At 40.7% G+C, this 26,827-nt stretch carries 30 protein-coding genes, 1 tRNA gene and 1 riboswitch; of the genes, 15 read left to right on the plus strand and 16 right to left on the minus strand.

The genetic code is table 11. From position 1 onward, the window contains the following. Nucleotides 1-56 precede the first annotated feature (56 nt). A complete protein-coding gene (locus tag C9J47_RS18155) occupies nucleotides 57-2,363 on the plus strand; it encodes a glycoside hydrolase (RefSeq protein WP_107254756.1) in 2,307 nt (768 codons plus the stop codon). Between the two features lie 78 nt (nucleotides 2,364-2,441). Here C9J47_RS18155 and C9J47_RS27620 read toward each other — a convergent pair whose 3' ends face one another. Then, complete coding sequence (locus C9J47_RS27620; protein ID WP_425440605.1) at nucleotides 2,442-2,588, minus strand: DUF7661 family protein; 147 nt, start codon at nucleotides 2,586-2,588, stop codon at nucleotides 2,442-2,444. Nucleotides 2,589-2,813: 225 nt separating this feature from the next. Beyond that, nucleotides 2,814-3,254: an Lrp/AsnC family transcriptional regulator gene (locus C9J47_RS18170; RefSeq protein ID WP_107242475.1), complete on the minus strand. Its 441-nt coding sequence runs from the start codon at nucleotides 3,252-3,254 to the stop codon at nucleotides 2,814-2,816. 109 nt (nucleotides 3,255-3,363) lie between these two features. Between C9J47_RS18170 and C9J47_RS18175 the strand changes: the two genes are divergently transcribed. After that, complete coding sequence (locus tag C9J47_RS18175; protein ID WP_107254758.1) at nucleotides 3,364-3,951, plus strand: LysE family translocator; 588 nt, start codon at nucleotides 3,364-3,366, stop codon at nucleotides 3,949-3,951. Between the two features lie 71 nt (nucleotides 3,952-4,022). Beyond that, on the plus strand, nucleotides 4,023-4,454 hold the full coding sequence (locus tag C9J47_RS18180; protein ID WP_107254759.1) for a DUF2000 domain-containing protein: 432 nt from the start codon (nucleotides 4,023-4,025) through the stop codon (nucleotides 4,452-4,454). 127 nt (nucleotides 4,455-4,581) lie between these two features. On the opposite strand, the gene C9J47_RS27460 is transcribed toward C9J47_RS18180, so the two are convergent. From C9J47_RS27460 to C9J47_RS18190, 3 genes are read right to left on the minus strand one after another with little or no spacing between them, the layout of a single operon-like run. Then, nucleotides 4,582-4,704 (minus strand): hypothetical protein, encoded by a 123-nt coding sequence (locus tag C9J47_RS27460; protein WP_281258977.1) that lies wholly within the window; start codon nucleotides 4,702-4,704, stop codon nucleotides 4,582-4,584. Next, on the minus strand, nucleotides 4,704-5,168 hold the full coding sequence (locus C9J47_RS18185) for a GNAT family N-acetyltransferase (RefSeq protein ID WP_107254760.1): 465 nt from the start codon (nucleotides 5,166-5,168) through the stop codon (nucleotides 4,704-4,706). Before C9J47_RS18185 ends, C9J47_RS27460 begins: the two co-directional genes overlap by 1 nt. Nucleotides 5,169-5,223: 55 nt before the next feature. Further along, nucleotides 5,224-5,754, minus strand: a complete 531-nt coding sequence (locus C9J47_RS18190) for a GNAT family N-acetyltransferase (protein ID WP_107254761.1) — start codon at nucleotides 5,752-5,754, stop codon at nucleotides 5,224-5,226. Between the two features lie 199 nt (nucleotides 5,755-5,953). On the opposite strand from C9J47_RS18190, the gene C9J47_RS18195 reads away from it, so the two are divergent. After that, entirely contained in the window at nucleotides 5,954-7,801 is a 1,848-nt protein-coding gene (locus C9J47_RS18195) for a M3 family metallopeptidase (protein WP_107254762.1), read from the plus strand. Nucleotides 7,802-7,906: 105 nt separating this feature from the next. On the opposite strand, the gene C9J47_RS18200 is transcribed toward C9J47_RS18195, so the two are convergent. From C9J47_RS18200 to C9J47_RS18235, 8 genes are all read right to left on the minus strand, one after another. Beyond that, nucleotides 7,907-9,298, minus strand: coding sequence for a sensor histidine kinase (locus C9J47_RS18200; RefSeq protein WP_107254763.1), 1,392 nt, complete (start codon nucleotides 9,296-9,298; stop codon nucleotides 7,907-7,909). Nucleotides 9,299-9,408: 110 nt separating this feature from the next. Then, complete coding sequence (locus C9J47_RS18205; protein ID WP_107254764.1) at nucleotides 9,409-10,077, minus strand: response regulator transcription factor; 669 nt, start codon at nucleotides 10,075-10,077, stop codon at nucleotides 9,409-9,411. Between the two features lie 84 nt (nucleotides 10,078-10,161). Beyond that, nucleotides 10,162-11,334 carry a tetratricopeptide repeat protein gene (locus tag C9J47_RS18210; protein ID WP_107254765.1) on the minus strand — a complete coding sequence of 391 codons (1,173 nt, stop codon included), beginning with the start codon at nucleotides 11,332-11,334 and terminating at the stop codon, nucleotides 10,162-10,164. Then, entirely contained in the window at nucleotides 11,334-12,005 is a 672-nt protein-coding gene (locus C9J47_RS18215; RefSeq protein WP_107254766.1) for an energy transducer TonB, read from the minus strand. Before C9J47_RS18215 ends, C9J47_RS18210 begins: the two co-directional genes overlap by 1 nt. Next, nucleotides 12,005-12,409, minus strand: a complete 405-nt coding sequence (locus C9J47_RS18220; protein WP_107254767.1) for an ExbD/TolR family protein — start codon at nucleotides 12,407-12,409, stop codon at nucleotides 12,005-12,007. Before C9J47_RS18220 ends, C9J47_RS18215 begins: the two co-directional genes overlap by 1 nt. Beyond that, entirely contained in the window at nucleotides 12,409-12,939 is a 531-nt protein-coding gene (locus tag C9J47_RS18225) for a MotA/TolQ/ExbB proton channel family protein (RefSeq protein WP_107254768.1), read from the minus strand. Before C9J47_RS18225 ends, C9J47_RS18220 begins: the two co-directional genes overlap by 1 nt. Continuing rightward, nucleotides 12,939-14,306: a MotA/TolQ/ExbB proton channel family protein gene (locus C9J47_RS18230; RefSeq protein WP_107254769.1), complete on the minus strand. Its 1,368-nt coding sequence runs from the start codon at nucleotides 14,304-14,306 to the stop codon at nucleotides 12,939-12,941. Before C9J47_RS18230 ends, C9J47_RS18225 begins: the two co-directional genes overlap by 1 nt. 1 nt (nucleotide 14,307) lies before the next feature. Beyond that, the gene (locus C9J47_RS18235; protein WP_107254852.1) at nucleotides 14,308-15,120 is read right to left on the minus strand and encodes a DUF3450 domain-containing protein; all 813 of its coding nucleotides are present in this window, start codon (nucleotides 15,118-15,120) and stop codon (nucleotides 14,308-14,310) included. Between the two features lie 256 nt (nucleotides 15,121-15,376). Between C9J47_RS18235 and C9J47_RS18240 the strand changes: the two genes are divergently transcribed. Next, entirely contained in the window at nucleotides 15,377-15,853 is a 477-nt protein-coding gene (locus C9J47_RS18240; RefSeq protein ID WP_245903522.1) for a hypothetical protein, read from the plus strand. Between the two features lie 362 nt (nucleotides 15,854-16,215). Here C9J47_RS18240 and C9J47_RS18250 read toward each other — a convergent pair whose 3' ends face one another. After that, nucleotides 16,216-17,397 (minus strand): amino acid aminotransferase, encoded by a 1,182-nt coding sequence (locus tag C9J47_RS18250; RefSeq protein WP_107254771.1) that lies wholly within the window; start codon nucleotides 17,395-17,397, stop codon nucleotides 16,216-16,218. 267 nt (nucleotides 17,398-17,664) lie between these two features. Between C9J47_RS18250 and C9J47_RS18255 the strand changes: the two genes are divergently transcribed. The 8 genes from C9J47_RS18255 to C9J47_RS18290 all read left to right on the plus strand — a co-directional run bounded on the left by C9J47_RS18255 (nucleotide 17,665) and on the right by C9J47_RS18290 (nucleotide 23,824). Continuing rightward, complete coding sequence (locus C9J47_RS18255; RefSeq protein ID WP_011220777.1) at nucleotides 17,665-17,976, plus strand: DUF3081 domain-containing protein; 312 nt, start codon at nucleotides 17,665-17,667, stop codon at nucleotides 17,974-17,976. Between the two features lie 183 nt (nucleotides 17,977-18,159). Further along, a tRNA-Ser gene (locus C9J47_RS18260) sits at nucleotides 18,160-18,250 on the plus strand. A 454-nt stretch (nucleotides 18,251-18,704) separates the two neighbouring features. Further along, nucleotides 18,705-19,274: a PhnA domain-containing protein gene (locus C9J47_RS18265; RefSeq protein WP_107254772.1), complete on the plus strand. Its 570-nt coding sequence runs from the start codon at nucleotides 18,705-18,707 to the stop codon at nucleotides 19,272-19,274. 184 nt (nucleotides 19,275-19,458) lie between these two features. Continuing rightward, nucleotides 19,459-19,556: riboswitch (TPP riboswitch) on the plus strand. 79 nt (nucleotides 19,557-19,635) lie between these two features. Continuing rightward, nucleotides 19,636-20,466 (plus strand): bifunctional hydroxymethylpyrimidine kinase/phosphomethylpyrimidine kinase, encoded by an 831-nt coding sequence (thiD, locus tag C9J47_RS18270; protein WP_107254773.1) that lies wholly within the window; start codon nucleotides 19,636-19,638, stop codon nucleotides 20,464-20,466. A 41-nt stretch (nucleotides 20,467-20,507) separates the two neighbouring features. After that, complete coding sequence (locus C9J47_RS18275) at nucleotides 20,508-21,263, plus strand: ABC transporter ATP-binding protein (RefSeq protein ID WP_425440607.1); 756 nt, start codon at nucleotides 20,508-20,510, stop codon at nucleotides 21,261-21,263. After that, nucleotides 21,256-22,077 (plus strand): ABC transporter permease, encoded by an 822-nt coding sequence (locus C9J47_RS18280; protein ID WP_107254775.1) that lies wholly within the window; start codon nucleotides 21,256-21,258, stop codon nucleotides 22,075-22,077. The genes C9J47_RS18275 and C9J47_RS18280 overlap by 8 nt, the downstream gene beginning before the upstream one ends. 94 nt (nucleotides 22,078-22,171) lie before the next feature. Next, nucleotides 22,172-23,113 carry an ABC transporter substrate-binding protein gene (locus C9J47_RS18285; RefSeq protein WP_107254776.1) on the plus strand — a complete coding sequence of 314 codons (942 nt, stop codon included), beginning with the start codon at nucleotides 22,172-22,174 and terminating at the stop codon, nucleotides 23,111-23,113. Between the two features lie 42 nt (nucleotides 23,114-23,155). Further along, nucleotides 23,156-23,824, plus strand: a complete 669-nt coding sequence (locus C9J47_RS18290; protein WP_107254777.1) for a TenA family protein — start codon at nucleotides 23,156-23,158, stop codon at nucleotides 23,822-23,824. Nucleotides 23,825-23,911: 87 nt separating this feature from the next. On the opposite strand, the gene C9J47_RS18295 is transcribed toward C9J47_RS18290, so the two are convergent. Then, nucleotides 23,912-24,502: a TetR/AcrR family transcriptional regulator gene (locus C9J47_RS18295; RefSeq protein ID WP_107254778.1), complete on the minus strand. Its 591-nt coding sequence runs from the start codon at nucleotides 24,500-24,502 to the stop codon at nucleotides 23,912-23,914. Nucleotides 24,503-24,611: 109 nt separating this feature from the next. On the opposite strand from C9J47_RS18295, the gene C9J47_RS18300 reads away from it, so the two are divergent. Together C9J47_RS18300 and C9J47_RS18305 are read left to right on the plus strand one after the other, a co-directional pair. Beyond that, on the plus strand, nucleotides 24,612-25,223 hold the full coding sequence (locus C9J47_RS18300) for a glutathione S-transferase (RefSeq protein WP_107254779.1): 612 nt from the start codon (nucleotides 24,612-24,614) through the stop codon (nucleotides 25,221-25,223). Between the two features lie 52 nt (nucleotides 25,224-25,275). Continuing rightward, nucleotides 25,276-25,944, plus strand: coding sequence for a glutathione S-transferase family protein (locus C9J47_RS18305; protein WP_107254780.1), 669 nt, complete (start codon nucleotides 25,276-25,278; stop codon nucleotides 25,942-25,944). Nucleotides 25,945-26,081: 137 nt separating this feature from the next. On the opposite strand, the gene C9J47_RS18310 is transcribed toward C9J47_RS18305, so the two are convergent. Continuing rightward, complete coding sequence (locus C9J47_RS18310; RefSeq protein WP_107254781.1) at nucleotides 26,082-26,735, minus strand: YdcF family protein; 654 nt, start codon at nucleotides 26,733-26,735, stop codon at nucleotides 26,082-26,084. Nucleotides 26,736-26,827 lie beyond the last annotated feature (92 nt).

A 26,827-nucleotide genomic window follows, 5' to 3' on the forward strand; every position in this document is an offset into this window, starting at 1 on the left:
CAAAACGACATTGGATTTGCTCTGTAATAAGCGCAAATCCAAACGGAATAATCACCATGAAAAAAACAACGTTTTTATTTACGACCTTAGCCAGTGTTATCAGTTTCTCAGTCCACAGTGCAGACATACAACTTAACCAAAACAATCAGCAAATCTCTATAGATCCTGATAATTTGCAGATTAACTGGCGCAAACAAAATCACAACCTCTCAATAAACCAAGCCGCACTGGCGATTAACGATAAACCACAACATGCGATTCAGCTTGTGCAATCCAGCGACAATCAGGCTCGCTGGCTCCTTAAACCCAGTAACATTGAGGTAGCAGCAAAATTTGATGAAAGCTTAAATCTGGCTTTTACGGTTAACGAAAAAACAATCATCAAACGTAATCAGCCAATCAAACTAACGTGGTTTGATTTAGCAGAGCAAGCCACGCAAACTTTACTGATCCCTTTCAACGAAGGCATGCGTATTCCAACTGATAACAAAACATGGATAAACTACTTAAGCGCAGAATATTCAGGATCTAACACCGCACAAGATCGTAAAATGCCGTTTTGGACCACAGAGCAAAATGGCCAGTTTGTCAGTTACCAATTCGTAACAGCTACAAACAACACACTGCATTTCACCCCATCTAAGCAAGCAGGCAATATATTATTAGACATGCAAGCAACGCATGACTTCACGCCCCTTAATCGATCACAAGCCTTTAATGTACAAATATCCCTTAGTGATGAACCATTAGCGGGCGCAAAACAATACCGAAAGTGGCGTATTAACCATCAGCAAGCTCAGCCCCTTTCAACAAAACGTATTGATAATCCTGAATTGAAAAAATTAATTGGAGCGAGTCATGTCTATTTGTTTGGTCGTGACGTGCTTGCCGTTGAAGATGTTCTGGATTGGTGGGGACTAAAAGATTGGTACTTTAATCAACCGCAATTTACGCCGTCTAAAGAATCGATGAAAGAGCTCAAATCGCTTCATCAAGGTCAAGATTGGCTTAGTAAATACCATAAACATTTACTGGTTGAGAGCATAAACCAGTCAATCAATAATACCATGCCAGCCCTTGACCATCCGCTGGGTAACAACGGTATTAAGGAACAGTACCAAGCTGCTCAGCAACGTAAAGCTTGGCTAGCAATACAGGCAAGGAGCTATTTGATATCTCCCGACCGCTGGGGACAAGCTATTTCAAAAGATATGATCACGAACCTGCAAAAAGTTGGCTTAAAGAAACTTTGGCTTGGCTTAGATAACTGGATGCCTGCGTTTTATCAACCCGAAGCCGTGGAACAAGCAAAAAAAGCCGGGTATCTTGTGGGGGTTTATGATTCCTACAATACTGCAATTGCCCCTGGGGTTAATGACGCTTGGCTTACAGCACAACTACCACAAGCAATGCGCGAAGAGTGTGCGATTGAAAAAGCCAACGGCGATCAACAAAAAGGATTTCGTGGCAATGGTGTATATCTGAATCCAAGTTGTCACCGAGGTTACGTGGAAAATCGCATAAAAGACGTAATTAATTACGGGCGCTTTAACAGTATATTTCTAGATGTCGATGCTACAGCGATGGCACGTGAAGATTACAGTGACTCAAGTGGTGGGATGAATCAGACAGATATGCTCGCTGCGTTTAACGCACGTATGCAGTGGATCGCTACAGATCAGCGTGTGCTATTAGGATCAGAAGATGGCAACGCTTTAACCACTCAGGGAATAGCCTTTGCACATGGTATGGAAACTGTGGGATTTGGTTGGACAGATCCCGATATGAAGAGTAATCGTCAGTCTCCCTATTATTTAGGTGCTTGGTATCCTGATCAGAAGCCTGCTTTTTTCTTTCAGTCAGCCCAAGTCAAAGAACCATACAAAACGCTACTGTTTGCACCGCAATATAGAATACCGCTATATCAAACAGTATTTCATGATGAGTTGATTAACAGCCACCACTGGCACAGCGACAGCCTAAAATTCAGCAACGTGCAAATAGAGCGAGACTTGATTGCTATGCTCTACAACACGCCAGCGATGGTTCATTTAAGTCGTGATGAAGCGAACACTATAAATGAACCTCGTTTACAGGCACTTAAACACTATCAAAGCGGCTTTCTTCCTATTCACAAACAACTATGGGATAAAGCGCTGGTGGGTTTTAAATGGCTCGATAAACAAGGGCTGTTACAGCAAACCACTTTTAGTGATGGCAGCAAAATTATTGCTAACTTCTCTAAACACGCTATGCCACTAACAGTACCCAATACCAAGCACCTACCATCAGGTGCAATTTTGGCAGTACTAAGCAATGGAAAAAACATTCAATGGCGTTCATCAACAAAAAATAATGACTAGCCGGAAACGCGCAAGGTATCAGTAAGTATCAATTTTGTACTATTCATGAAATAGTCGGTGCTTCTTGCATTGACTATTTCATTCGCTCACGCGAGGGTATTTATGATTGGCGCTCTCATGATAAATATCTGCCAAATATGAAGCTAACTCACTATCATTGAGCTCAGCAGAATTAACAACATCGTATATACAAACACGCATTGATATATCTGATTCTAAATACAATAACCAGAATTTACTGAGTAAACAGCATGATGAAATTAGTCAGTGGGCATACACAAACTGCAGGGCGTGTGCTCCATATATGACCACAATGACTACCTTGATGAACAACGAGAGATACACACCAATTGGTGGAATAAGTTCGAAAGGATTCTAGCGAACGCTAATAACATAGTTGAAATCAAGAAGGTGTAATTACACGTATTCTCTTTACTAAAACAATCATTGTCATCCTGCTTCTTTAGGGCTTTCCATTACTACCATCGTTGCAATTGAGTTAACTTGTGGTATTTCACCTAACACGTCGGCGTGAAATCTTTTGTATGCAATTAAATCTTTCGTTTCAACCTTTAACAGATACTCGCTGACACCAGTGATGTTATGACATTCTGTCACTTCAGTAGCATCGTTTATACGTTCTTCAAATTCTAATTGAGCTTGTTTGCTATGATTTGACAATCCAACGGTTACGTAAGCAACAAAGCACAGTCCGAGCTTATTACGATCAAGTACTGCTCGATATCCTTTTATCACACCGTTGCGCTCAAGCTCTTGTACTCGACGTAGTGTGGCTGAAGGTGATAAACCAATCCTATCAGCGAGCTCTACATTCGTTAGTCGACCGTTTAATTTCAGCTCGCGCAATATTCTTTCGTCAAATCTATCCATAAGTGCAACTTATTGTGAATACCTTAGGTTTAATGGTGAAAATAGACACAAAATTCACCCTATCACGCATTAAAATATCAAAATTCAATACACATGGTAAGGAATTGATGTGGAAACACAACAAATTATAGCTTTAGTTACTTTTGCCTTTGTCTCAACCATTACCCCTGGCCCTAACAACATAATGCTGATGACATCTGGTGCTAATGTGGGCTTTACCCGTACCCTTCCACATATACTTGGAATTGTTTTTGGTTTTAACCTGATGATTGTGGCTGTGGGTTTTGGATTGATTGAAATATTCAACTACTACCCGATGATACACAGTGTCTTACAGGTCGGTTGTATAGGATACTTATTGTATTTAGCGATAAAAATCGCAGTAAGTAGGTCGGATTACAATAAATCAGCTGATTATGAACCATTGAACTTTGTGGCTGCAGCTAACTTTCAGTGGGTAAACCCAAAAGCTTGGTCTATGGCTCTAAGTGCAATCAGTATTTATAACATTTCAGGACAGTGGCAAGAAGTTATCATCATCTCATTGATTTTTGCCATAATAAATATCCCAGCAGCTAGTGCTTGGGCTGTCACCGGGCAAAAATTTCAATCAATTTTAACAAGTCAAACTAGTGTTAAATATTTTAACTATGGGATGGCGTCGCTACTTCTTATCTCAGCAGTAATGATGATATGAACGTTAATATAGTTCAACTCTAGTGTAATACAAAGCTCAGCCACCTGAAATTTATATAAAGGAAAATTAGAATGCCCGCTTCATCACATGATAATGAAAAACAATTCGTTGCTATTTTAAACAAAAAAATAGAACAAGGCCGTACACTTAATGTACTTAGTCATTTAAGTGTTGGTATCTCAAATGTACTCGAAGAAGGTGAAGCTATATTCGTTGATTACCAAGACCTAGACAATGGAATTCATCCTAGCTTATCCCATTATCCTTTTATCGTTCTAAAATCAGATAATTCTAACAAGATCAGGAAAATACGAGAGCAAGCGATTGAAAAAGGTATTAAGTTTACTGATTTTACACATACGATGATTGAGGGCGGTTCAACGATTCAGCAACAAATAACAAGTCAAACAAAAGAAGAAGATCTTGAATATTTAGGGATTTGTTTATTTGGCGATGTAAATGTTATAAAAAGCATGACAAGAAAATTTAGTTTATATAAATGACTCTAAGGTGTGTCTTCTTTTTATCTATAAACGTATATCAGGAAGATTTCTTCTTGATATACCAAAGCATCCACAGATACCGAGTTTTTTCCATATACTATATCAAAGCTTTTTTAAATCCTTAACCTTAATAAAATGGCGGGATCGTTGAGCCATCATATTGGTGGTACCTTCCACCAGCAGGGACACCTACTTGCTGACTATCTTCGACAACAACCTCAATTAAGCACCCTATCCAGGTACCATCCACTAGCTAATTTTTTCCATTATATAATTTGTTAATGTCTGCCCTCTTATTTCTACATTTTGCGCTTTTACTGCCTTAAAACCAAAATGCTCATAGAAAGGTTTTGCGGTAATACTGACTTCTGAATAGTAACGGTGAATATTTTTTTTACTGCCACAATTCAAAATATGGGTCATCAATGCTTTTCCAACCCCCATACCTTGGTATTCATAGTGGCAAAAAAAATGGTCAATAAAGCCATCACTCTGTAAATCAGAATAACCCACCACCACACCGTTAATTTCCGCAATAAAGGGATTAATGCTATCCATCTTTTTTTGCCAAAGGGTAAAATCGAACGATTCAGGTGCCCATGCCTTTACCTGTTGTTCAGAGTAGTCTCGCGAGTTGATATCGCGAACAGTATTAAAGAAGATGCCCCACGTTTCTATTGCATCAGATTCAACATAACGTCTAATTAAAATCAATGAATCACCTATCTACAGTTAACATTCAACCGCTGTTTCAGCCGTACCACTAAATCTATTTTCGGTGTAATCCATAAATCGCATGAGTTAAAATACGATCGCCCACTTTCTCGGCATTCGTGATTACGCCTTCTAACTCCATGCCTAAACGCTCACACACAGCCCGGCTTGCAGCATTGTCTACTGCCGCTGAAATTTCGACTTTATTCATATTCAAATGAGAGAAAGCATAATCAATAAGGTATTGGCACGATTGCGTAACAATGCCCTTTCCTTGCATATTCGCTGCTAGCCAATAACCGATTTCAACTTTTTTGATATCGTGATTAATGGTATTAAAGCCCATATTGCCAACAATTGAGCCTTTATATTCAATCGCACAAGTCATCGACTTGTTATCGGCATAATTATGAAGAGAATGTTGAATAAAGGCGTTAAATTCAGCTTCGGTTTTACAAAAGTATGGCCATGATAACCATTGAGACAAATACTCATGATTCTCTTGTGCTAACTCTACATATCGAGGGGCAAACGACGGCTGTAGTAAACATAATTTAATGTCATTATCGACAGTTACTGTAAACATGATCTCTTCCTTGAAATATTTTTGGCAGCTGTAAAACAATCAATACCATTAAAGGCAGCAAACACTTAGCTTCCAATCTTGTATGTATATCATCGTTTACAGTATAAATACTATAACTCACTATTTTTAAATGTGAACCTCATTAAAAATAGACATATAATATTAAATTAATCACGTGCTTACATTTATAGGGACGATAATGACAGCTACTGCCTACCTTAACTCACTCAACGAGCGTTACTTGTCTATTCACCGAACAAAAGAAGATTTCTTTTGGGATACCTACATGGGTATGAGTGATGACCATGATGGCTCGACGAAAGCAGAAACCGCTTGGAATGCTTTTTTAAGCGCCTCTTCTCAAATCTCTGATGTACAAGCGCAGATCAAAATCGCTGAATCTCTTGAAGAATCAGATGAAAAGACACAAAGCTTGATCGGACTAAAAGGATGGCTGGCTACTTTTCAAGCACATGCTCTAGAGTCTGAAGAAGCGCAGCAACTTAAAGCTGAGCTCATTAAGTTCGAAGCCAGTTTGTTTGAAAAAAAGCAACAGTACGTTATGACGTATATCGGTGAAGATGGCGAGAAAGCGGAAGGATCGCTGCCTGTGCTGTCATCGAATATTCGTACAAGTGCCAACGAGCAAGTACGTCAATCATCGCATCAAGCACTATTAGATTTAGAGCAGTGGTTACTACAGAACGGTTTTTTAACCTTAGTAAAGCTGCGTAACAAGTTCGCAAAATCATTAGGCTATAACAGCTTCTTTGATTACTCCATTGTTAAAACAGAACAGATGACTACCGCCGAGTTGTTCACTATTCTTGATGATTTCGAAGTAAGAACAAAAGACAGTCATCAAAATAGCTTAAATAACTTAATCGACTCTCTTGGTCCGCAATCGGTACAAGGGCATAACTTTGTATACTCGTTTTCAGGCGATGCTATGCGAGATTTAGACCCATACGTTCCATTTTCTCAGTCATTACGTCGTTGGGTTGAATCATTTGGCCGTTTAAATATTGACTACTCTGGTGCTGAGTTAACATTAGATCTACTTGATCGTAAAGGTAAGTACCAAAACGGGTTCTGCCATGGGCCTGTGCCGTCGTTCTACGATCAAGGTAATTGGGTGCCGGCGAAAGTGAACTTCACCAGTAACGCGAAGCCCGACCAAATAGGCAGTGGCTATGACGGTATCAATACCTTATTCCATGAAGGCGGGCACGCTGCGCATTTCTCGAATGTAAAAATGAATGCGCCATGTTTTGCCCAAGAATTTGCACCAACTTCTATGGCTTATGCTGAAACACAGTCGATGTTTTGTGACAGCCTATTAGGCGATGCTGATTGGCTAAAACAATATGCATTAGACGCAAAGGGTAATGCCGTACCTGATGAGATTATTAAGGCGATTATTGATAGTAAACAACCGTTTATGGCTTACGGTGAAAGAAGTATTTTGGTCGTTCCCTATTTTGAGCGTGCATTATACCAACTCAGTGATGAAGAACTGAATGCTGAAACGGTAACGAAATTGGCAAGAGACATGGAAAAGAAAATTCTCGGTCTAGATGCTAGTCCACGCCCGCTAATGGCGATTCCGCATCTTTTATCAGACGAAGCGTCATGTGCTTACCAAGGCTACTTACTTGCTCATATGGCTGTCTATCAAACAAGAGCTTACCTAACAGAGAAACTTGGTTACTTAACCGATAACCCAGAAATTGGACCGCTATTAGCAAAATATTACTGGAATAGCGGTAACAGCGTTAATCATAACGGTACCATCGTAAACTTGACTGGCGAAGGCTTTAACGCGAAATACCTAGCCGATGAATGTAACTTATCATCTGAGCAAGCATGGGAAATCGAGCAGAAGAAAATATCAGCGCTTGAGTCGAGAAATCGAGCTGAGGTTGCTTCCTTGAATGCCACCATCAATATCATTGATGGTGCCAACAAATTAGCTAACAATGCCCAGTCTGATAACGACATGTGCAATGAATTTGAGCAATTTATTGTATCAACGTACGGCCGCTGATAACCGCAAACTTACTCATCGTAATTAGAAATCGTAAAATCAGTTACTAAAACAATAACTAAAACAGCTACTCTAGATTCTAGGGTCGCTGTTTTTATTGTGTGTCTATAAAACTGGGAATAATAAGGTAATACGCAAGCCACCCTTCAATCGATTATCTGCTTCTACCTGCCCTTTCATTAAGGCCATCGATTCTTTTACAATCGCCAGCCCTAGCCCGTAACCACCAGATTGCTTATCTCTGGCTTCTTCCAAGCGTGTAAATGGGTCAAAAATACGTTTAAGGTGCTGAGGTTCAATACCTTTACCGTCGTCTTCAATAATTACTTGAACATACTGCTCTTCATGCTCTTGCGACAGTTGAACAGTTAGCGAGATTATTGCCTGCTCTCCGGCATACTTGCTGGCATTAACTAATAAATTTTTAATTACGCGTAATAACAAGCGACTATCTGCAAGTATCAAGGGGGTTTCATTATCAAAGTACCCCGTTAAACTTTGCTTCGGTTTCAAGCCCATCTGGCTTTCTAATACTTGCGCTTGGCAAAAGATCTCAAGCTGTAATGGCTCTAAGCTTGCAGAGTAACTTGCATTCTCAATGCGACTAAACTCTAAAATTTCAGTCACTAGGTTATTCATTTCATCAGATTCATGCTCAAGACGATCTAATAAATGCTGGTTTTCTTCGGGCGTTCTTTTTCGAAGTAAATGTAAAGCCAGGTTATGACGCGCTAGCGGTGTACGTAATTCATGAGAAACATCTCTAATTAGACGTTTTTGCTGTTCTGCCAATGTTTGAATACGAAATGTCATATGATCAAAGTCATGAGCTAACTCTCGAAACTCTTTGACACCACGTCCCACTTCGCTTGTCACTCGAACACTAAAATCCCCTTCAGATAAACGACGACTGGCTTCTTGTAGTTTATTTAATGGTCGTTGTAAATATCGAGCCAGTAATAATGAAAATACACATAGAATAAGAGCGGCAATAAATATTTTAATTAAGCCAAAATACAGTTTAAAATGATGGGCAGGATGCTGATCAAGTGGGAATTGAATAACTAAACGATTACCATCGCGTAACGGTATTTCTATGATTGGTCGATTAACACGACTTTCCAATAATGAATCTATTTGCCTGATATACGCCAATTTAAATTCAAAATGTGGGTGCATGTCTCGCCCACTCAGTGACCTATTTTCTTTATTTAATACAAAAAGGTAATAAGGTTGCCCTCGCTCCCAATCTGCCAATTCATACATATCACCGTCAGCTATCATGATCTCAGCTTGATTTGCAAGATCGCGCATCTGCTCTTGTATTCTATCTGGAATACGTAACATTGCTTTGACTAACGCAATTTCTGCCACGTTTTGTATACCAAGGATCAATAATAGGATAATGGCAAAATAGGAAAAAAGCCGTACAGCTAATCCACAGCGGTCATTAATAGCGTGTAAGGGAGAAAAAACATTAGAGCGAATTAAATTCATTATTCATTAAATCAGTATTGTTACTATTAAAGTGCTAATTAAAAAGTGCAAATAGTGAGCTAGCATTGCCGATAATTAATTAAGCATCAAGTCATCGATTAGCATCAAAACTACGCTGCATTAACACTTTCGTAAAAGCTATAGCCTTTACCACGTACCGTCTTAATGTGTTGCTTTGACAGGCCTGACTGCAGCATTTTCCGTCTAATATTGCTGATATGCATATCGAGGTTACGATCAAATGGGCAAAGATCTTTTTTCAATACTTCTTTTTGCAATTCAGCTTTAGAGACCACAATACCGTCATGCTTAATAAGGTATTCAAGCAGCTCAGATTCGGTGCCCGTTAACGGCAATCTTGAAAACTGTATCGATAAATCAGCCGTGCAGTTATTCAGCCCCTGACGCTGACGTTCAAGCCCGACTCTACGTAATATCGACGTGATTCTTGCCAGTAATTCAGGTACACGAAAAGGTTTCGCGACATATTGATCGGCTCCAGCTTGCAAGCCATCTAGCATAGACGCTTCATCACCCAATGCGGTTAACATCAGAATAGGTGTGGCAAAACGTTGGCAAATGCGACGTGCAACCTGTAACCCATCAATATTCGGTAGCATCACATCCAGTAAGACTAAATCAACAGAGTGTGCTTGCATGTACGTCAGGGCACTTTCACCGTCGTGAATATAGTGGACATCGTAGCCTTCTTCACTCAGCACTTCGGTTAATAACTCGCACAGCATTACATCGTCATCAACAACCAGAATATTTGACACAGCACTCACTCTTAATAAAAACGATTCGTATTCTAGTTAATAAAATCAGATCAATCAATAATAACAATGCTTTTTCTAAGTCACTTAACCTTTCATCTCGCGTATTTGACTAAGATACCGAATCCAACTTGTTGACGCAGCAGAAGACGTAATATTATTCGCTAGCTTGGCATGAATGATGGCACGGTCAAAGTCCTCTAGCTTGTAATAGGCGCGTACTTTTGCAAGCTCAACATCCGCCTTTTTAGCTTTACGTTTCACACGTTCTAATTCTATTAACGCCTTACGATAATGCCCTTCTTGCAACAATAACTGAGCCAACTCCCAGCGATACCTATTATCTAACGCGGCCGCTTTAGCCCAAGTGGAAATCGCTTTATTCCACTCTTTGGCCAACTGCCAATACATCGCTTGATCAGAGAGTAATTTAGCGTCGGTTTCTGCCCCGTCTAACTCACTAAATAAGATAGCTGCTCGTTCAGGAATACCACGTTGCGCATAAAGTTGAGCGAGTGTTTTTAAATCTTGCTGACGAAGTTCGACACCTTGATGCTTGGCTAGAGCTAAAGTATCCAATGCATCATTCGAACGCCTAATTCGAATTTGAATACCAGCCAATTGCTGCCACCATACGGTTTTATTCGGCTCTAGCCCAATCAAACCGTTAAGGGTAACAATTGCACCTTTCCAGTGTTTAAGTTGAAGCTGAGCTCCCAACTTAATCGTCATCGGTTGTACATCTGCTTTTTTGTTGAAAGCATCGTACTGTTTTAAGGCAGAAAGGACTTTTTCCCACTCTTCAATCTGATAATGCGCTTGTGCAATTCTCAGCCATAATTCATCAGCTTTCTGATTATCAGGTATATTTGTCGATAACGTATAATAATGAGGAAGTGCCGCTGTAAACTGCTGCTCTGACAATAGAATATCAGCGAGCATTCGCTGAGTTACCCAAGCTTGTTCATCATCCAATAAACCACTGTCGACAGCATAAGACAGATTAGCAATAGCATTTTTCGTATTGCCTTTTTGCCAATAGAAAATCCCCAGCATACGTTTAACAAATGCTTTGTCGTACGCCCTAGAAGGATTGAGATCAGCCAGTAGCGCGATGGCTTCATTTAATTTTTCGTCTTGCTGCAAATTATGAGCTCGCTGTACTTTGCCAGCTGTAAATTGAGAGAGCTCTTTCGCTTGAACGCTTGTCGAGATACAAAGCATTAAGGTACAGGCAATAACGACGTTTTTTATATTCATTATTTATTTAACTTAAATTCAAGGCGAACAGTTTGACCCTGCTGAGGAATGGACTTTCCATCAACAACTTTAGCCTGATATTTCCATTTACGTAATGCTCGAATAGCTTCTCTTTCAAATAAGCGACGCGGCTTAGCATCTAGTATTTCAACATCGGTCGGACGACCTTGTGCATCAATAGTAAACGACAACACAACAAAACCTTCAGCGCCTTGCTTCATTGCACGAGCTGGATATTTAGGCTCTACACGGTATAGCGGCATGGCTTGTTGGTTCGCCCCAAAGTCTGAGAATTGAGGCACACTAATGGCAAGCCCTGTAATCGCAGTATTCAAACCTAGGCTCGGCATTGATGGCGCAGAGGTAGCTGTAACCGCAGATTGAGAACTTCTTGGTACAGCCTCTGGTGGCGGTTCCGGTGTGTCGGGTTTTTCTGGCACGGTACGCTGACGGCGTTGCGCATCACGTTCTTGTTCAACCATAACGATATCGAACGCCAGAACGTCAGATTTCTCTGGTGTCTTTTTATGTCCATTGTCTACCATCCACGCCATAAAGGTGAACAAACCCAATGCCACAACGGCAGAGAGTGGTAGTGCGACCAATAGCCGAATAAATGATGACTGAAAAATTGAACGAGAAGGCACGGTGGCACTTGAATTCAAAGGCATTAGCGCTTCTCCGCTGCCAACGCAATATTATTAACTCCAGCGCCTTTCGCTGCATCCATCACTTTTACAACAGTGCCATTATAAGCATGTTCGTCAGCTTGAATAACTAATGACGCTTCAGGTTGTTCTAACAATAAGTGTTCAAGTATTGCTTGTACACGTTCTACATCAACCACGCGCTTATCAATGTAAATATCATTCGCAGACGTAATGGCAATGAAAATACCGGCATCTTTTTGACTTACGACATTGCTCGCCTGTGGTCGATTAACCTCAACGCCAGATTCTCGAACAAATGAGCTTGTAACAATAAAGAAAATCAACATGATAAAAACAATGTCTAACATAGATGTCATGTCAATTTGTGCTTCTTCACGAGCAGAAGACGGACGGCTCAGTCTCATCATTGGCTCCTTAATAATTTTTCTAATTTCAATTCACGTAGATGACACGCTTTAGACAAGCGTGCGTGAACAAACATACCCGCGAGTGCCGCAACCATACCCGCCATGGTCGGTAACGTTGCAAGCGAAATACCCGAAGCCATTAACCTTGGCTGACTACTACCTTGAGTTGCCATTACATCGAAGACAGAAATCATCCCCGTTACGGTGCCAAGTAGCCCTAACATTGGACAAATAGATACCAGTACTTTAATCAAATTCAAGTTTTGATTTAAGGCTGTACGTGCTTCATTTAACCAGCCGTCACGTACAGCATGGGCATACCACGATGTTTGATCATCACGGGCATGCCATTTTGCTAACCAAGCTTGTCTCTGGTTTGGATACTGGAAGAACAGGTAGATAACCCGCTCGACAACCAATATCCAGCAAAGCATTACCACGGCAGCCAACCACCATAATATTTGGCCGCCCTGGTTCATAAATTGCGATAATGAGAACCACCAGGCTTGTAAAAGACTGAATTCCATTATGCTGTTGTTCCTACTTTTTCAGCCTGCTCTGCAACAAGGCTGATCCCTTGCTTCTCTAAAATATTTCGAATGGTATCTGCTTGTGTACTCAATATATTATGCACAAGCAATAGTGGCATTGCAGCAACCAAACCTAACACTGTTGTAATAAGCGCCATTGAAATACCACCCGCCATGACTTTAGGATCACCATTACCAAACTGTGTAATGACTTGGAAGGTTTCAATCATACCTGTTACCGTGCCTAGCAAGCCAAGCATTGGGGCTAAAGCCGCAAGGAGCTTCAACATAGACAACCCTTTTTCAAGGTGTTGTTGCTCATCGACAATAGTTTCAAGTAGGCGTAATTCCAACGCCTCAACACTTCGTCCTTGTTCGGTATAACGCTCTTTATTATCATAAAATACGCTAAGAACACGACCCAGAGGGTTATTACCAGGAACCTGAGGTTGCTTTAACTGCCCTTTAATTTGCTGACGAATAATGAATAGCTTAGAGCCTCTAAAGAGCGCAATAATGGCACCAATCGCAAGTAGCCCTAAAATGACCTTACCGACAACGCCGCCATTCTCTAATCGTTCTTTTAAAGACGGAGTATTCGCCAATTGTTCCAGCATAATACCGCGTGATGGATCAATCACTACAGGCAACAAGCCTGCCTGATCGATGGTCGATAAATCGGCTAAAACTGGCGCTTGCTGAGGTTGCTTTAAATACGGTTTAGCTACATGACGTTCATTGCTCCATTGCACATAGCCTTGTTCGCCTACTAAACCAAAGCTACCAATACGGAAGGCGTTAATATTTGCTTTGTACCCTTCCCCATTAATATAAGGCAAAGAAACCGCTGCAATTTCACCACTTGCCGTTATCTGCTCTACCATTCCTTGCCATAGTCCAGTTAACTGAACCATTGAAGGCAACGCTTTGGCATCAACGATTTGATTGACAACAGAGGCATATTTAGCGCTATCAATACTGGTTACCGATGTTTCCATTTCAGTATTAAGATCTTTTGCAGACTGGCGCACAACGCCAAATAACTCGCCCAAACTGCCCGTATCCAAACGTAACTGTTCTTCAAGGCTCGATAAGTCCGCTTCGTTTTTACTGAATGTATCACTCAGTTGTTCAGTTTCACTTTGTAATTTCTCGCGCATAGCCAAAAGAGAATCACGTCGCGCCTGAATCGTTTGCTCCGTATGTTTGAACCCCGCTTCACGTTGAACATTATGAGCACGTTGCTCTTTCTGTTCTTGCTGAGTTTTTGATACAAGCGATTCAGATGAAACAGGTGATTCGGCTAACACAGCGAATGGCATAGCCAGTAGACAAGCAGCCGTTACTAACGTTTTGAATTTCATATTAGTGCTGCTCCACGTTAGTTGACGCTGTTACATTTGTTGTTACAGGTGGTTGTTCAGCGACTAGCTGAGCTGATACTGGCAAGGTTATTAAGCTTGGGGCAACCTGTTTGTGTGCAATAGAAAACGCTTTATCGATATTTGAACTTTGACTGCTGTCGACGGCATGCCAACCATTATCGATATCATTCCATGCCCAGTAACGCGTACCATCTAAGCTTCTAGCAACGAAAGAAATACGTCCTAGATACAATAAATCTGTTTCAATAGCCGCGCCATCTTCTACTGTAATTTGACCTTGGTACACACCTAATTTCGTGCCGTAATCCATTTCAATTTGATAGGCTTCAAGAATACGGCGGTATTTTTCAGCGTCACTGATATCAGCTTGCGACATCATGGCGTCTAATTTATTAAGGCGAGCCAAGCGTTGTTCATGACGAATAGGCTTATCATCGGTAATAATTTGCTTCAACCCATCAAGCATTTTATACATCAGGGGTACTACACCCTGCCGTGTTTCTTTAATACCTTGAATTTGCTGATTAATACTGGTCACTTCTTCATTTTGATTGACAACAAGACGAGACAAGTGATCGCGATAAACCGTTAAATTTTTCACTTCTTCTTCAAGTTGCTCAATCTCAGCTTTCATTGTTAATGCAGCTTCTGCACTTTGATCAACTTTTGTCTGGCTCTTAGTAGAAGCAGTATTAGTTTTACTTTCGATTGCACGAGCGGCATCGATATTCGCATATACACTGCTTGCCATGCAGAGCATCAAAATTACTAGGCTAGGTTTTATTGCTTTCATATTGCTCATCAATAGTATTTAGGTGTAGTCAAAATTAAAAATACGCCTAGCAGCCTAGGAGTAAGATGCATCACTCTAATTGAAAATGAATCTCATTTAAAGATGTTTTATCTGTAAATATAGGATTGAAAACACGGTAACTTCCTACCTAGACACATTAAATGTATAAAGTAAGCCATTTTAAGGCGAAACACCCACCAAGTATCCATGAAATTACTACTGTTTTTTTGAAGTTCGATGAATTATTTGAAGATCAATGTATAATGCGTGCGATTTTATTCATAACGCGGTATTAGAAGTGACCCAACTAACTTTAGAAGCAATTCGCGAGCAATTAACCGAATTGAATTTCAATGCTGAAAACATCCGAATGATAACTGTTGAAGCGATGGATGATGCGCTTCTAGAAAGCTGCACCACAAAAGAAGACGAAAGTTTTTATAATAGCTACATGAACGTTATTTACCAAAAAGGTGAACGTTACGTTTTGGGCTATCGCTGCAATGAAGAAAAAATCATTGATCAGGCTATCATTAAAATTGGTGATAAATACTTTGACCCAACAGAACAATCTAAGGGCGACTTCAAGCCTTATCAGTTTGCATTTTTAACTGAATTCAAAGTGTTCGACATGATGAAAAACGCTAAATCAAATAAAGATTTCCCGCCTGATGTGGATTTTTTGTTTACTAGAGCTAAGCACTACAAAAACATCATTAATAAAGCCAAGTAACACACCACGTAAAAAGCATTCTAAAAAAGAGGGGCAACTATACCCAAGTTACCTCAAGATGCTCGTTTCAGCGAGAATTTGTTGGGCTCTAGGCAAGGCGCTTATTTATAGGCCTAGTCATTCTACGTTGAAAATAAGTAACACCGCATAGAGCCCAACAAAACTCGCCCTTCGGGAGTGATTCAGCGTATCTACTTCTGTGTCAAATGAGTTTGAAAGGGAAAGCCATTCCTACCACACATTTTCCTTGAATTAAACACGCTGAGATCACTCTGAATCCTGCATATTGAGGTAGCTTGGGTATACAATTAACCGTAGTTGCCCCTCTTTTTGTTTCGTACTTATGTTGGCGTCAATAATTGCTACTTTGTTACCGTAATAAGTGCATTTGCTAAATAATCTAATTGCTGCTCTTGGAGGCCTGCAATATTAATTCGACCATCACCGACCGCATAAATGCCGTATTCAGCACGAAGACGCTCGATCTGCTCTGGGCTTAAACCCGTTACAGAGAACATACCTTTATGCTGCTCGATGAAATTAAATGCATCTGAACCTTGTGCTCGTACAGCTTTTGTTAAACCAGAACGTAAGCTAAGTAAACGCTTATGCATTTGATCAAGCTCTTGCTTCCATGTTGCGGTTAACGCATCATCTGTCAAAATTGTAGCAACTAATGCAGCACCGTGATCAGGCGGCATAGTATAAGAAGCTCGCGCCAGTTGTAGGATACGTCCTTTCGCTTTTTGTGCTTCTGGCAAAGAATCACTGATAACAATAGCTGCGCCAGTACGTTCTCGGTATAAACCAAAGTTTTTAGAGCATGATGCCGCTACAATCATTTCTTCAACGTTGTCAGCCATGTACTTTAGACTAGCACCATCCTGCTCTAAACCATCACCAAAACCTAAATAAGCAATATCAACAAACGGTAAAAAACCATTCTTATTTGCTAGCGCAGTAATAGCTTGCCAATCAGAAAATGAAATATCTGCACCCGTGGGGTTATGGCAACACCCATGAAGTAATACAACATCTTTAGGGCCCGCTTTTGCTAATTCAGCCAACATTGCATCACTATTTACTTGCTTCGTTGCATGGTCAAAATACGGGTAGTATTTAACGGTTAAGCCAGCCGCTTCCATTACGGGTTTATGGTTAACATAGCTTGGGTTTGTTAACCACACAGTAGTATCTGGCTGCGCGAGGTGCATCAAATCAGCCAACATACGCAGTGCACCACTCGCCCCTGGAGTTTGGACTGCAGCAGCACGGCTATGAGCAGATGTACCACCAAGCAGCAAATCCATCATCGATTGGTTGAAGACTTCACTTCCAGCAAGACCAACGTAAGATTTAGTTGTTTGTGTTGCTAGTACTTGCTGTTGCGCCTGCTGAACAGCTTGCATAATTGGCGTTTCACCTTGGCTATTTTTATATACACCAATACCTAAATCCATTTTATCTGCACGATCATCTGCACGATAGGCAATAGAAAGCGACAAAATTGGGTCAAGTTGTGCTTGTGTAAGCTGCTTAAACATAGAAGAAATTCCATTTTTTACGGTTGATCACATCAAATTATCATTTAGATCACAAAACGTCACGATGAAATCGCGATATTTATTCAGCATTATTCACACCACGCGTAAAGATTCACAAACCCTATTGTAAATAAACACTGATCAAGATTAACATTTTAGAAACTTAACTTGCATGTACGGTTGAAAAGCCTAGATTTATATAAGAAAAGAGATTTTATTTCCCACTCAGTACCCCATTTCGGCACCAAGCCGATGTACGGAGGAATTATGAAAAACAGCGTTGATGTCCGTACCCTATTAAGTGTTTATGAAAAAGTGAAAACCCAAGGTCAACATTTTGAAAATAGCTGCAAGCTAGAAGATATTACCTGTACTGAAAGCCCTGATGGTTACTGTGTAAACTTGGCAGACAACAACGTAAGCCTTGATATTAACTTTCACAATACATACCACTTCCATACGATGAATGAAGACCCAGAGTCTGTAATCAACCAAACAACCACCGAGTTTCACAATAACAATGAAGCGCAAGTACAAGAGTTTATCCACAAATTAATGCAATTAGATAAACGATATTAAGTCAGCCTACCTTATCGCTAAAGATACCATCGTCAATTCAAGCAAGTTGTCGGTGGTACACATCTCGGTTCGCTTATAAATCACCCAAACATTTGCGTATTTTTACTTTAACGCTCATTAAGCCATCAAACGCACTTTTTGACCTTTACACCTAGGTCGTTGCACCGTATTATTCGCTGCGTTGGAGAGATGGCTGAGTGGTCGAAAGCACCGGTCTTGAAAACCGGCAAGGGTTTATAGCCCTTCTAGGGTTCAAATCCCTATCTCTCCGCCACATTTAGAGAAGGGCGCTGATTTATCAGCGCCCTTTTTGCATTTAGCATTTGTAGCTAGAGTGATTTGTTCCAAATCACCTTATACCAAATCCATTAATTACCTGTTCAGTTCAGCGAGAGTTAAAATGCTTTTAGGTAAGGAGATAAATTGAGGATCTAGTTGCTCTAAATTGAAATTTATTAACGCAGTATAAAAGTATTTTAAACTCGCCCAAAGGGAACACCACTGGAAGCCAACTTCTGTGTCTAGTGATTTCAAAAGAGAACCACTCTTCTATCAAACACTATCCTTGAACTCAACTCCCAGTTGTATTCTGAATGGTCAGATAATTAATGGAATTGGTATTAAACAGACTGGAATACTTTAAAACGAATTCATCTGATTTTAGCATCCTTTCTTTCTTTCAAAATGCTGGCATAATATTGCCACAATAAAACTATGGAAAAAGTCCCATGACAATCGAACAAGCCTTAAAGCAACGTAGTGACTCTAAATGTGAACTATGTGCATCTGACTCTAACTTGACGGTACATGCTGTTGCAGCATCACCTGATTCAAGTGCTGGTAACTGTGTATTGCTTTGTGAAACTTGCCATAGCCAGATTGAAAACCCAGAAATAGCTGATACAAACCACTGGCGTTGCCTAAACGACAGCATGTGGAGCCAAGTACCAGCGGTTCAAGTATTAGCTTACCGCCACTTAACTCGTCTTACAGATAAAACAGACTGGGCACAAGACCTAGTTGAAATGATGTACATGGAAGACGATGTTAAAGAATGGGCTGATAAAGGCCTTGTTGATGACAACGCTGAAAAACCACGTGATGTTAACGGTGTTGAATTAAAGAAAGGCGATGACGTAACTATCATCAAAGACCTTCCAATTAAAGGTTCTAACAACGTAATCAAGCAAGGTACTGTTGTTCGTGGTATTAGCTTAAGCGACGATCCTAAATTGGTTTCAGGTAAAGCAAGCGGTCAGTCTATGTACATCATTGCTGAGTACTGCCGTAAGAAATAAGTTATTTTGCACCTTTGCGAAGTAATCTGATTGCTTATTCCAAGCACTTAAAAAGCCCCAATCATCGTCGGAGATTCTCCGATAATGATTGGGGCTTTTTGTTTTATTACTGGTAATTGATGATTATCTAAGCCTATAATCGAACCAAATTTATCGCAGCAGAATATTTTTACTTCTGTTGTGAGCTTGTTAGTCGGGGAGCCTTAGGCTGAGACCACTTCGGTGGGACCCGTTGAACCTGATCCAATTAACATTGGCGGAGGGAACTAATAGTAATGCCCTTCTCTTTTGCCAATAAACATACTTGGCATCGCTTTCAAGGCAGCTGTTAACTCTTCGCGTATCATTTAGGGATTAACACATGACGTCTTTATCAAAAACACCGATTACTCTTACTATTGCAGGTTCTGACAGTGGCGGCGGCGCAGGCATTCAAGCCGACATCAAAGCAATTTCTGCAACGGGTGGTTATGCTTGCTCTGCGATTACTGCGTTAACCGCACAAAATACACTGGGCGTTTCTGGCATATTTCCGATTCCACCAGCGTTTGTTGAACAACAACTCGATGCTGTATTTAGCGATTTAGACATTAAAGCCGTAAAAATTGGAATGTTAAGCGACACAGTTATCATTAAAGCTGTTGCTAATAAGTTGCATCAATACCAACCTCAACATCTTGTTATCGATCCTGTTATGGTTGCTACCAGTGGCGATCTATTATTGCAGCAAGATGCCATTACGACACTTAAAGATGTGCTATTACCTCTTGCCGATATTATTACCCCAAACCTTCCTGAAGCCGCTGCACTATTGGGCTGTAAAGCACCTGAAAATGAAGCTGAAATGGATGCAATGATTCAAGGTTTACGCTCGCTTGGTGCTAAATCAGTACTTCTAAAAGGTGGTCATCTTGAACAAGATGAAAATAGTACCGATATTCTGATTACAGCTGATGATGTTTATCGCTTTAGTACAAAGCGTATTATCACCCGTAATACACACGGTACAGGTTGTACTCTTTCTGCTGCTATTGCCTCTTTCTTAGCACAAGACTACCCACTCGTTGAAGCTGTTACTCACGCCAAGGGTTATATTTCTCACGCTATTTTCCATGCTGACGAATTAAAAATAGGTTCAGGGCATGGCCCTGTTCATCATTTCTTTGCGGGTCATTTTACCCCTGAAGCGTAATTCGACAGATCAATGTGAGAACAACCATGACGACAGATACCGTGATGAAATCAGGTGTTGGGGTTAATTTAGCGAATTGCAGATTACGCTACCTCAGTAGCCCAACAACATTATTTGAAAACTTGAATATACAACTCCCGACAGGGCAATGGACTTGTATTCTAGGTCGAAGTGGTTGTGGCAAAACGTCACTATTACGCTTACTTGCAGGGTTGATAGATGATGAAGTGCAGTGGCAAGGCCAATTAACAACCAATAATGACCAGCAATTATCTAGTCAGGTTGCCTATATGGCACAGCAAGATTTACTGTTTCCTTGGTTGAATGTACTAGATAACGTGTGTTTCAGTATCAAAATCAGTAAAGGGAAGCCAAATACTGATGACAAGCGCCGAGCTTTAGAACTGCTAGAACATGTTGGGCTCAGCGATTATGTAAACGCTTTTCCTGATAGCCTATCAGGTGGTATGCGCCAGCGAGTAGCACTAGCACGTACACTGATGCAAGACAAGCCAGTTGTTTTAATGGATGAGCCTTTTTCGGCATTAGATGCTGTTACAAGGCATAAGCTTCAAAATCTCGCCGCCCAACTTCTGAAAAACAAAACTGTTTTATTAATCACTCATGATCCTCAAGAGGCATTACGCCTAGGGCATCAGATTTTATTAATGACCAGTGCACCCGCAGTCATGCAACATTTACCCGTACCCTCAGCAACGACTCCTCGTCAGTTTGATGCCGAGCTTGCAGGTTTACAGCAAAATATTATCGAACGATTGGAGCAAGATTATGTCTGATCTACAGAGTACCCACCCTCAATTTGCAGCTCAGTCCATTTTACAAAAAAGTGCCCTTAGTCAAGTAACGCCACACCCGATTATTCGATTACTTATTAGCGCCGCCATTATTATTGGGCTGTGGCAAACGGTGGTTATAGTATTTGAACTACCCTCCTTTATTTTGCCGGGGCCGTTAGCTGTTTTTAACAAACTGATTCAACGTTACGATGTACTGCTTAGCCATGCTTGGGTTACAGCATCTGAAGTCATATTAGGTTTGTTATTAGGGCTATCCATGGGCTTATTCTTTGCCCTACAAATGTTGCTATTTAACCCGCTGCGCCGTTGGTTACTACCGATTTTAATTGCGAGCCAAGCCATTCCTGTTTTTGCTATCGCCCCCATCCTAATGCTATGGCTTGGCTATGGTATTGCTTCAAAAATTGTCATGGCTGCGCTGATCATCTTCTTTCCTGTAACAACATGTTGTTACGACGGACTAAGACACACACCTACTGGCTATTTAGACTTAGCAAAAACCATGGGGGCATCTAAATGGCAACTACTTCGCCATGTACGCCTTCCTGCTGCACTACCCGCTTTAGCTTCTGGTATTAGGGTTGCTGTTGTTGTCGCGCCTATCGGGGCAGTTGTCGGTGAATGGGTAGGTTCTAGTGAAGGGCTTGGTTACCTTATGCTGCAAGCAAATGCTCGCATGATGATTGATGAAATGTTTGCTGCGCTACTCATTTTGGCAACATTTTCTATCACTCTTTATTTTGCCGCCGATCTATTACTTAAACGTGCAATACCGTGGCAATCAAAACAGTAAAGAGCACCACTTACCTATTACCTATTACCTATTACCTATTACCTATTACCTATTACCTATTACCTATTATAAAAATACAAAAAGGACGTTAAACATGAAAAGAACGCTATCTAAAAGCTTGCTTGCACTCGCACTTTCAGCCACTACTTTCAGTGCAGCAGCTAAAGATTTGACGTTAATGCTCGATTGGTTTGTAAACCCAAACCACGGACCAATCATTATTGCTCAAGAAAAAGGACTGTTTAAAGAACAAGGGCTAAATATTGAGATTCAAGAACCCGCAGATCCGAGCATGCCTGCCAAGCTTGTGGCTGCCAATAAAGTCGATTTGGCTGTTTCTTACCAAACCAGTCTAACTATTGATGTTGCCGTGGGTTTACCGCTTATCCGTTCAGCAACGTTAATTGCCGCACCACTGAATACCTTGATGGTTCTCGATAATAATAAGATCCATTCACTCGCAGATCTTAAAGGTAAAAAGATAGGTATTGCCATTGCCGGTAATGAAGAAGCAACTATCGGTACAATGCTAAACACTGCGGGGGTTGAGTACAAAGATGTTCAGATTATTAATGTCGGTTGGGCACTTTCTTCTTCTTTAGCATCAGGAAAAGTGGATGCTATTTGGGGGGGATTACGTAACTTCGAAAGTAATCAACTTGAGCTTGAAGGCTATAAATCAAAAGCATTTTTCCCAGAAGAACACGGTGTACCTTCGTATGATGAGCTCATTGTTGTCGCCAATAAAAATAATTACGACAAAGCAACAATCAAGAAATTCAATAAAGCCGTTGAACTGGCGACTCAATACATCATTAACCACCCAGATCAAGCATGGAAAGAGTTTGTTGCTTACAACCCAGACACTCTCAATAACGAATTAAACCGCAGAGCATGGCGAGATACTCTGCCCCGCTTTGCGCTTCGTCCATCAGCGGTTGATTTAGAACGTTATGACAACTTCGCAAATTTCATGTACCAACACAAAATCATCGCTAAAGCACCGAAAGCGATTGATTACGTACCAACACTATAAGCTGTTTGTTATTTATACTCATTTGATAAAAGGTACAATACGATGAACCACTTGGATCTTATTCAGGCTTGCCAGCAAGAATACACAGAATACACCGAGCACGCATTTGTTATGCAGCTTGCTAATGGTCAATTAAACCAAGCCGCTTATTTGCATTATTTAAAGCAAGACTTCCTATTTTTAAAACACTATGCCCGTGCTTATGCTTTGGCTATTTATAAAGCGCAAACCCTTGAAGAAATGCGTGCACCGCTACCAAGCTTACAGGCATTAATTGAAAATGAAACCTGTCATCATGTTACCTATTGCGCACAATGGGGGCTCACTGAAAGTGATATGGAAGCAGAGCCAGAAGCTTTTGGTACTGTTGCTTATACTCGTTATGTTCTAGATACAGGTATGGCTGGTGACCTAACTGATTTGTATGTCGCCCTTGCACCTTGTGCTATCGGTTATGCTGATATTGGTAAAGCATTGATTAATCATCCTGAAACCATCGTTGAGGGTAACCCTTACCATAGCTGGATTGAGCTATACAGCGGTGAAGACTTCCAAACGGGAGCTCGTGCAGGTATGGATCGCCTTGATACTATGATGGCTGATATCGATTTGAATAGCCCTCGAGGTCAGCGTCTTTGCGAGATATTCAAAACAGCGACACGTATGGAAATAGCCTTCTGGCAACAAGGCCTAGATGCAGCAAAAGCATAAACACCCCCTAGTTAATCCAATACGTTAGAGTTTAAAAACAACTTGAGTGTTCGATTTGTCATAGCATAAGTCGAACACTTTTATTCTTTATTGGGTAATACGTAATGCATCTAACATTGCGATTAATACAACCATTGCATCATCAATAAAATTGTATTGGCGCGCTTTACCCAACACACGAATACCTTGCATTTGCAGCACTAAAAATCGGCTCATCTGTTCAACATTTATGTTGTTACTGATTACACCATCCTGCTTTGCATTCTTAAATGCTTGACCCAGTGCGGTATCTAACTCGGTATAAAGCATTGTTCCCGTATTAAGCACTTCATCATCACTATGTGCACGTTCTAGAATCGCATTTTGCATAAAGCAGCCGCACTGTTGTTCTCTTTGCAATAAAGCAAAACGCTGAAGATATACTTTAATCGCTTCTAACCCTGCATCACCCTTCCCTAATTCCGTTAAAGATGGAAAAGAAATCTGAGTTAAATAGTAATCAAGGCATTCGTGGTACAAGGTTTCTTTATCAACATAGGCGTTATACAAGCTAAAACGATTAATGCCTAGATGATCCACCAGATCGGCAATCGAGGTATCTGCATAACCTTTATGCCAGAATAGCTCCATTGCGGCGATGAGTTTTTCTTCACGATCAAAATTTTTGGTTCTCGCCATTTCAGCACCTCGTGCAACACGTTACGTTTTCGATTGATCTTTTTCTTGACTGATCGTTCTGTTATTGCGTAAATTATAATCTAACCGATCGTTCTGATAAAGGCTTACCATGAAAATTTATGAATTAGCACCCGCTCCAAGCGCTCGTAGAGTCAGTATTTACCTTGCAGAAATGGGGATTGATGTTGAACGTGCCAATATTGATATCCGTGGTGGAGAAAACCTGAGTGAAGCCTTTCAGGCGATCAGCTTAAACGGAAGAATCCCTGTTTTAGAGTTGGATGATGGCACTACAATCTGTGAATCTATCGCGATTTGTCGTTACTTTGATTCAGTCACTCAATCAAAAACATCACTTTTTGGTGATACACCAATAGAGCAAGCAAAAATTGAAATGTGGCAACGTATGGTCGAATTTCAAGGGCTTTACGCTGCGTTCCAAGCATTCCGTAATATCACAGGTATCTATGAAGATCGTGAAACGTGCGTTACAAGCTGGGGGCACGAATCTCGCCAGCGAGTTATCGACTTCTTACCAGTTTTAAATAAACAACTCGCAACGTCAGCATACATCGCTGGTGATAAATTCTCGGTGGCAGATATTACTGCGTTTGTAATGTGTGGCTTCATTAAAAACTTAGAAATTGAAGTCGACGACTCATTGCCTAACCTGTTGAATTGGTTCGATCGTGTTAGTCAACGCGCATCCGTTCAAGGCTAAACAGCAGAAATAATAACAACAACGGCAATAATACGAAGAAGGGATTAAGGTTATGATCGATCTATATACCGCTGCAACACCGAATGGCTTTAAGATTTCAATCGCACTTGAAGAAATGGGATTAGAATACCGTGTTCATCACTTAGATTTGATGTCTGCCGAACAAAAGCTTCCAGATTTCCTAGCGATTAATCCTAATGGTCGTATTCCCGCTATTATTGATCGTGATAATGATGATTTCGCCGTATTTGAATCAGGTGCGATCTTACTTTATCTTGCTGAAAAATCGGGTAAGTTCATTCCAGCTGAACCTAAAAAACGTTCGCAGGTGATCCAATGGCTGATGCTCCAAATGGGCGGTGTCGGACCAATGATGGGACAAGCGAATGTCTTTTATCGCTATTTTCCAGAAAAAATCCCAGCAGCAATTGAGCGTTATCAGAATGAAAGTCGTCGCTTATTTGAAGTCATGGATACTCAGCTAGCAAATAATAAATACTTAGCAGGTGATGAATATTCAATTGCTGATATTTCTACATGGCCATGGGTAAGAATTTACGACTGGAGCGGCGTAAGCATTGAAGGTTTACCTCACTTACAACGCTGGGTTGATGAGCTAGCCGATCGTCCTGCTTGCCAGAAAGGAATTGTAACACCTCCACCTTCCGAGCTAAGCGATGAAGATCAAGCAAAAGAAATCCGTAAGATGGTAAGTAAATAGCGAGACTTGGTACTTATATTCAAGCTATTTATACAAAAACTATGTAGGCACAAGCTATTCAGCAAACATTAACACCGAGAGCGAGTTCATTGTCTCGGTGTTTTTTAATACCATTCTTGAGCGGTATAACACGATGTTTAGCTTGCCACATCGATAAGGTGCTCATCAAAACCCAGTGCAACCAAACACTCAAAAGCTTTCCACACATCTTGAGGGATATCTTGCGGAATAGAGTAACCATACTGCGGGTAATATTTAATACGCTGTAAATCCCCTAGCATCACGTTAATCACATCAGAATACGACAGACCTTCGTTTGGGTATTCATCGAATGAAATATCAGGTGATGTCACAATGATCTCTTTTCCTGGCCATTGCCTCATGACTGTCGCAAAGGTTCGGCGTTCCATAAATGGCTTCTGCACTAAAATCATTTTATTGGGTGTCAGATCTTTTGACTCAAGTAGCTCACGAGTGAACTGAACATTCTCTCCCGTGTTCGTTGATTGAGGTTCAATCAGAATCTTTTCAAGTGGTACCCCCATATCTGCCGCAATATGAGCAAAGTACTCCGCCTCAGAGCAACCAAAAAAACCTTTCGTTAACTCACCTTCTCCACCAGAGAATACAATGTAGGGTGCATAGCCTGCCAAATAGATCTTCGCCGCATGCTCTGCAACTCTTACGTCATTGCTGCACAAAACAAAAATACAGTCACTTTTTTCTAACGTTTGATTAAGAAGATGGAAATCCCAGATTTTCTTTGCAAGAACATGTACATGTTTTGGCATAAATGATTCCTTCTTAATTCAAAATAACGTGAATACGCTTTATACAAATCAGCTTTGCGACAAACTAGCAAATAACAACTAGATTGCATAAA

Source organism: Photobacterium indicum (assembly GCF_003026215.1).
Lineage (GTDB): Bacteria > Pseudomonadota > Gammaproteobacteria > Enterobacterales > Vibrionaceae > Photobacterium > Photobacterium indicum.

What these genes read in the sequence shown, in the direction of transcription:
- C9J47_RS18155 (WP_107254756.1), top strand. Translation starts at nt 57, where the DNA reads ATGAAAAAAACAACGTTTTTATTTACGACCTTAGCCAGTGTTATCAGT.
- C9J47_RS18170 (WP_107242475.1), bottom strand. Translation starts at nt 3,254, where the DNA reads ATGGATAGATTTGACGAAAGAATATTGCGCGAGCTGAAATTAAACGGT.
- C9J47_RS18180 (WP_107254759.1), top strand. Translation starts at nt 4,023, where the DNA reads ATGCCCGCTTCATCACATGATAATGAAAAACAATTCGTTGCTATTTTA.
- C9J47_RS18190 (WP_107254761.1), bottom strand. Translation starts at nt 5,754, where the DNA reads ATGTTTACAGTAACTGTCGATAATGACATTAAATTATGTTTACTACAG.
- C9J47_RS18195 (WP_107254762.1), top strand. Translation starts at nt 5,954, where the DNA reads ATGACAGCTACTGCCTACCTTAACTCACTCAACGAGCGTTACTTGTCT.
- C9J47_RS18200 (WP_107254763.1), bottom strand. Translation starts at nt 9,298, where the DNA reads ATGAATTTAATTCGCTCTAATGTTTTTTCTCCCTTACACGCTATTAAT.
- C9J47_RS18210 (WP_107254765.1), bottom strand. Translation starts at nt 11,334, where the DNA reads ATGAATATAAAAAACGTCGTTATTGCCTGTACCTTAATGCTTTGTATC.
- C9J47_RS18215 (WP_107254766.1), bottom strand. Translation starts at nt 12,005, where the DNA reads ATGCCTTTGAATTCAAGTGCCACCGTGCCTTCTCGTTCAATTTTTCAG.
- C9J47_RS18220 (WP_107254767.1), bottom strand. Translation starts at nt 12,409, where the DNA reads ATGAGACTGAGCCGTCCGTCTTCTGCTCGTGAAGAAGCACAAATTGAC.
- C9J47_RS18225 (WP_107254768.1), bottom strand. Translation starts at nt 12,939, where the DNA reads ATGGAATTCAGTCTTTTACAAGCCTGGTGGTTCTCATTATCGCAATTT.
- C9J47_RS18230 (WP_107254769.1), bottom strand. Translation starts at nt 14,306, where the DNA reads ATGAAATTCAAAACGTTAGTAACGGCTGCTTGTCTACTGGCTATGCCA.
- C9J47_RS18235 (WP_107254852.1), bottom strand. Translation starts at nt 15,120, where the DNA reads ATGAAAGCAATAAAACCTAGCCTAGTAATTTTGATGCTCTGCATGGCA.
- C9J47_RS18240 (WP_245903522.1), top strand. Translation starts at nt 15,377, where the DNA reads ATGTATAATGCGTGCGATTTTATTCATAACGCGGTATTAGAAGTGACC.
- C9J47_RS18250 (WP_107254771.1), bottom strand. Translation starts at nt 17,397, where the DNA reads ATGTTTAAGCAGCTTACACAAGCACAACTTGACCCAATTTTGTCGCTT.
- C9J47_RS18255 (WP_011220777.1), top strand. Translation starts at nt 17,665, where the DNA reads ATGAAAAACAGCGTTGATGTCCGTACCCTATTAAGTGTTTATGAAAAA.
- C9J47_RS18265 (WP_107254772.1), top strand. Translation starts at nt 18,705, where the DNA reads ATGACAATCGAACAAGCCTTAAAGCAACGTAGTGACTCTAAATGTGAA.
- thiD (WP_107254773.1), top strand. Translation starts at nt 19,636, where the DNA reads ATGACGTCTTTATCAAAAACACCGATTACTCTTACTATTGCAGGTTCT.
- C9J47_RS18280 (WP_107254775.1), top strand. Translation starts at nt 21,256, where the DNA reads ATGTCTGATCTACAGAGTACCCACCCTCAATTTGCAGCTCAGTCCATT.
- C9J47_RS18285 (WP_107254776.1), top strand. Translation starts at nt 22,172, where the DNA reads ATGAAAAGAACGCTATCTAAAAGCTTGCTTGCACTCGCACTTTCAGCC.
- C9J47_RS18290 (WP_107254777.1), top strand. Translation starts at nt 23,156, where the DNA reads ATGAACCACTTGGATCTTATTCAGGCTTGCCAGCAAGAATACACAGAA.
- C9J47_RS18295 (WP_107254778.1), bottom strand. Translation starts at nt 24,502, where the DNA reads ATGGCGAGAACCAAAAATTTTGATCGTGAAGAAAAACTCATCGCCGCA.
- C9J47_RS18300 (WP_107254779.1), top strand. Translation starts at nt 24,612, where the DNA reads ATGAAAATTTATGAATTAGCACCCGCTCCAAGCGCTCGTAGAGTCAGT.
- C9J47_RS18305 (WP_107254780.1), top strand. Translation starts at nt 25,276, where the DNA reads ATGATCGATCTATATACCGCTGCAACACCGAATGGCTTTAAGATTTCA.
- C9J47_RS18310 (WP_107254781.1), bottom strand. Translation starts at nt 26,735, where the DNA reads ATGCCAAAACATGTACATGTTCTTGCAAAGAAAATCTGGGATTTCCAT.